The organism is Kitasatospora sp. NPDC057518, from assembly GCF_042802075.1.
Taxonomy (GTDB): Bacteria; Actinomycetota; Actinomycetes; order Streptomycetales; family Streptomycetaceae; genus Kitasatospora.
In genome coordinates, this window is the sequence record NZ_JBHVEU010000577.1 from 751 (window position 1) to 4798 (window position 4048).

Annotated in this window: 6 protein-coding genes and 1 pseudogene; 4 read left to right on the forward strand and 3 right to left on the reverse strand. The window is 69.1% G+C overall.

Annotated features, from left to right (window positions below; genetic code table 11):
• The 3 genes from ACFU7Z_RS36360 to ACFU7Z_RS36370 all read right to left on the reverse strand — a co-directional run.
• A partial coding sequence (locus ACFU7Z_RS36360) for a DUF397 domain-containing protein (protein ID WP_380782325.1) occupies positions 1-146 on the reverse strand: 146 nt, incomplete at its 3' end.
• 91 nt (positions 147-237) lie between these two features.
• Positions 238-429, reverse strand: a complete 192-nt coding sequence (locus ACFU7Z_RS36365) for a DUF397 domain-containing protein (protein ID WP_380782315.1) — start codon at positions 427-429, stop codon at positions 238-240.
• Positions 422-1285, reverse strand: a complete 864-nt coding sequence (locus tag ACFU7Z_RS36370) for a helix-turn-helix domain-containing protein (RefSeq protein ID WP_380782317.1) — start codon at positions 1283-1285, stop codon at positions 422-424. Before ACFU7Z_RS36370 ends, ACFU7Z_RS36365 begins: the two co-directional genes overlap by 8 nt.
• A 236-nt stretch (positions 1286-1521) precedes the next feature.
• Between ACFU7Z_RS36370 and ACFU7Z_RS36375 the strand changes: the two genes are divergently transcribed.
• The 4 genes and pseudogenes from ACFU7Z_RS36375 to ACFU7Z_RS36390 all read left to right on the forward strand — a co-directional run bounded on the left by ACFU7Z_RS36375 (position 1522) and on the right by ACFU7Z_RS36390 (position 3966).
• Positions 1522-1887 carry an ATP-binding protein gene (locus ACFU7Z_RS36375; protein ID WP_380782319.1) on the forward strand — a complete coding sequence of 122 codons (366 nt, stop codon included), beginning with the start codon at positions 1522-1524 and terminating at the stop codon, positions 1885-1887.
• Positions 1887-2147, forward strand: a complete 261-nt coding sequence (locus ACFU7Z_RS36380) for a hypothetical protein (protein WP_380782321.1) — start codon at positions 1887-1889, stop codon at positions 2145-2147. The genes ACFU7Z_RS36375 and ACFU7Z_RS36380 overlap by 1 nt, the downstream gene beginning before the upstream one ends.
• Positions 2148-2424: 277 nt before the next feature.
• Positions 2425-2788, forward strand: a pseudogene (locus ACFU7Z_RS36385) (DUF6879 family protein).
• Between the two features lie 473 nt (positions 2789-3261).
• Positions 3262-3966, forward strand: coding sequence for a DUF1062 domain-containing protein (locus tag ACFU7Z_RS36390; protein WP_380782323.1), 705 nt, complete (start codon positions 3262-3264; stop codon positions 3964-3966).
• Positions 3967-4048 lie beyond the last annotated feature (82 nt).

The window sequence follows — 4048 nt, forward strand, 5'->3', positions numbered from 1 at the left end:
GCGGTGAGGGCGGTGGGGGTGGTGTGGAGGACGAGGTGGCCCTCGTCGGACTCGCGGATTTCGACCGCGCCGCTCAATGTGCGGACCTCGACGCACTCGTTGCTTGAGGCGCTGTAGCTGGACTTCTGCCAGTTGGACTCAGGCATTTGCTGTCTTCCATTTCCTTCCTGGCAGGTCGGTGAGGTCTCATGTTGCGCCCCTCGCCCTGGGGAGGGCGAGGGGCGCGGAGAGGAACCGTCAGGCGTGGTGGTCGAACTCGCCGGCCTTGATGCCGTGGAGGAGGGCGGTGAGGGCGGTGGGGGTGGTGTGGAGGACGAGGTGGCCCTCGTCGGACTCGCGGATTTCGACCGCGCCGCTCAATGTGCGGACCTCGACGCACGCGTTGTTCGCGCCGGAGTAGCTGGACTTCTGCCACACGGGGCTATCCATGCTTGCTCTCTATCTCCTTTTTGATCTGCCGGATGAAGTCTCGGGACTCCTCCTCCGAGAGTGCGACGGACGCCATCCGGGCGAGCATCTCGCGGTAGCTTGCGAGTGGTGCAGGAGAGTCGAGAATCAGGCTGTTGTGGGTGGTGTCGATCTGAACCGAATCCAGCTCGGGTACAGCGCCTTCCGCGTAGATGAGGTTCTCGCTCGGGCCGGGCAGGGACTCGATGTCGAACGGTACTGCGCGGATCGAGACTGCCGAGGTCTCGGAGTGCTTGATGAGGGCTTCGAGCTGCTCAGTGAGGACTTTCGGGCCACTGAACTGCATACGGAGAGCAGCTTCGTGGATGAATGCGGCGTAAGGCGGCCCGCCTGCGCGGATGACCTGTTGCCGCTTCATCCGGAAGTCCATCCGGACGTCGACTTCATGGTGGGGCAATGGTGGGATAGCTCTGGCGAAGACCGAGGCGGCGTAGGCATCAGTTTGTAGCAGCCCAGGTACGAACGTGATCGTGTAGGTAATGAGCCTCGCAGCGGAGTCCTCAAGCTCTGCGAGATCGAGCAGATGTGAGGATACCGACCCGCGGTACTCCTCCCACCATCCCTTCGTGCGCTCGGTGGTCACCTCGGTCAGTGCGTCGATCAGCTGCTGGTTGCCGCACATGCATGCAGCGGCGATGGTTCGCAGCCGCTCGACACTGACCCCACCCTTCCCGCTCTCCATCTGTGTGATCTGCGCGGGCTGGATGCCGAGCTTGCGCGCCAGCTGGCTGCCGCCGAGGCCAGCCTGCTCCCGCATCCTCCGTAGCTCGGTCCCGATCCGCCGTTGGCGAAGGGTTGGGTTCGGTCGTAGCGCCATGATGACCAGTCTGCCGCAGGTCGGGGCGGTGGAGTTGCCACGTTCGGGGGAACCTCCCAGCTCTCGGCTCAAAATTGAGACCGTCTGCGTTATGGTCGGTGTCACATCGGTCCGACGGATCGTCAGTAACGCCTGCTAGCAAGCACCGCAGAGCAGCCATGTCCTTTTCACTGGCCTGGCTCACGGCGACACATGTTCCGCCGGTTCCCCCTCACTCACGCCTCGGGAGAACTCCCATGCGTCACATCAACACCCCCACCATCGCGGTCGCGCGGCAGACCCTCCGCAACACCATGACCCGCGTCGGCTGGCCCGCCTCCCCGATCTTCGACGCGCAGATCGCGCTCTGCGAGCTCCTCGTCAACGCGTGGCGGCACACCGAAACCTCCGCGCCGCTGGTCGAGATCATCTCCGAGGGGGACGTCCTCCGGGTCTCCGTCACGGACGAGAGCCCGGTGCTGCCCTCCAGTCCGCCGCTGTCCCTGCTCGCCGAGTCCGGCCGGGGCCTCCAGCTGGTCGCCGCCCTCACCCACGGCTGGGGCGTCGACCCCCACGAGCGTGCCAAATCCGTCTGGTTCGAGCTGCGAAAGGGCGCCGTCTGATGATCTACCGCCCCGGCCGTCACCCGATGCTGCCGACCGACCCCCGGATCCGCTACTACACCGAGGACCACATCAGCGCCCTCCTGGACGAAGTCGTGGAGCGGGGGCGCGAGTTCGGCCTGATCTTCCCCTCGATCGGCACCGACCGGACCATGGACGGCCGCGTCCTCGTCCGCTTCAACACGGCGCCGGCGTCAACGCTCCTGAACCTCCTCACCCTGCTCCTCGACGCCGAGCGCAGGGCCTCGTGCGATACCTGATCGGGACGGCCTTCGCCGTCCTCCTCGCCCTCGCGACCGCCATCGTCGCCCTGGGTGTCGTCACCGCCCTCCGCGCGGCCCCGCCGCCCGACGAGGAAGCCTGACCCGCCAGCCCCCGCCGCCCACGCGCCGGGGGCTCCGGCACTGCTTCATTCAAGCCCTTGACGGCCCTTCACCGGCGGGGCCATGGTCCAGTTCATCCCCCGGTCGGACAGTGCGGTCAACGGCGGTTCGTGAGCAGTCGGCCAGGGCGCGGTGCTCGGCGGTGTATCTGGAGATGCGCGACGGCTGCACGCTGGACGACCCCGAGTTCATCGCCTGGCAGCAGGGCAGGCGGCTCGATCCGGCGGACCGCGAGTCCTGGTGGCGGTCGCTACTGGACGTGGTGGCCGAGGCGACCGGCCGTGGGGTCGCCGTGCGCCGACTGCGTGTCGTCTCCGAGCCGGTGACCGACTACATCCGGTACGAGTACGCCGTGACGTTCCCGAACGTCACGGCGGGGGGAGGACGTGCGGCGGCTGCCGCGCTCCCGTGCCGGCGACCTGCTCCTGCCCGGCCTGGAGCCGGCCGAGCGGTATCTGGCGGCCTACGAGGTCGCATGGGAGCGGGCGACGCCGCACGCGGACTACCGTCCCGCCTGACCGACCAACCGTCCATGGCCGTCCCGGCATCAGCCCCTGCCACCACCGCAACGACTCGCCCCGACCGGGCTGGTCGCGGTGGTCCCGACCCAGCCGGGACCACCGCCGCGGACGGGTGGTCTTCCCCCGAACCTCCGCGCCCGGGTGTGCCGGGCGCCAGGACGGCCGGGTGAAGCTCCAACCGCCCACCCGGTGGAGATGGTGTTGGGAGGTGGGCGGGGCTGTGCGCGCGACCGCCGGCCGAGGGCACGGGGAAATTCGGTTGCCGGGGGCCGCCGTCCCGATCATGATTTTCCGCATGGACTTTTGATGACTGCCACGTAGTACGTACCTGTCGCGCGATCGACCTCGGAGCCTGACGACCCGGCCCCGGGGCGATGGGTCGCGCCCCTCGTGAGCATCCGTCAGAGAGCGGGAGCCGCCGAGTGAGTTCGGCATGCCCTCCTGCTCAGTCCTGAAAGCACCCCACACACATGAATACCGACCGCAAGGCCCTGTGGGCCGTGCGTCAGTCCGCCCTGCCCACCGTCGTCCGGCCCTGCCCGGACTGCCCCGGCACACGGCACCGCGCCTCGGGGAAGATCCGCGTCAACGCGAACGGCAAGCTGCTCGACGTCTGGCTGCTGCTGAGCTGCGCGACGTGCGACCGGACCTCGAAGGCGCCCGTCCACGAGCGCGCCCACGTCTCGACGCTGGAGCCGGCCCGGCTGGTGGCGTACGAGACCAACGACCCGGCAGCGGTACGGGAGTTGGTGATGAGCGCGTCGCTCGCGGCGAAGAACCGGTACCGGCTCGACTGGACCGGGACGTGGGAGCTGGAGGCCCGCATGCCGCTGTACGCGCTCGATGACCCGAACCCGCTCCCGGTGCGGGTGCGCTTCGAGCTGCCCGCACCGGTCCGGGTGGAGCGGCTGCTCCAGATCGGTCTCGGCCTGAGCCGGGCCGAGGTGCGCCGTCTGGTCGCGGACGGCCGGATCCGCCTGCCGTTCGCGCCGGATGCCAAGGCGCACCAGGACTTCGAACTCACCATCCACGGCCCCGGTTCCGTCGACGCGGCCAAACACGCGAAGTCCCCCGCCGCGCCCGACGCCGAACCCACCGTCCCGGCCCGGATCGGGCTGCCGCCCGCACCCGGCAGGGAGCTCCCGCGCCGGGCCATGGCGGCCGGCAGTATCTGATAGGTCGGGCGGACGGCCTGCTCGCGATGGACGAGGAGGCCGCCGACACCGTCCGCGTCCCCGATCCGGCCCGCCCGCGTCC

Coding starts and splice junctions, on each gene's coding strand:
- ACFU7Z_RS36365 (WP_380782315.1), bottom strand. CDS start 429: ATGGATAGCCCCGTGTGGCAGAAGTCCAGCTACTCCGGCGCGAACAAC.
- ACFU7Z_RS36370 (WP_380782317.1), bottom strand. CDS start 1,285: ATGGCGCTACGACCGAACCCAACCCTTCGCCAACGGCGGATCGGGACC.
- ACFU7Z_RS36375 (WP_380782319.1), top strand. CDS start 1,522: ATGCGTCACATCAACACCCCCACCATCGCGGTCGCGCGGCAGACCCTC.
- ACFU7Z_RS36380 (WP_380782321.1), top strand. CDS start 1,887: ATGATCTACCGCCCCGGCCGTCACCCGATGCTGCCGACCGACCCCCGG.
- ACFU7Z_RS36390 (WP_380782323.1), top strand. CDS start 3,262: ATGAATACCGACCGCAAGGCCCTGTGGGCCGTGCGTCAGTCCGCCCTG.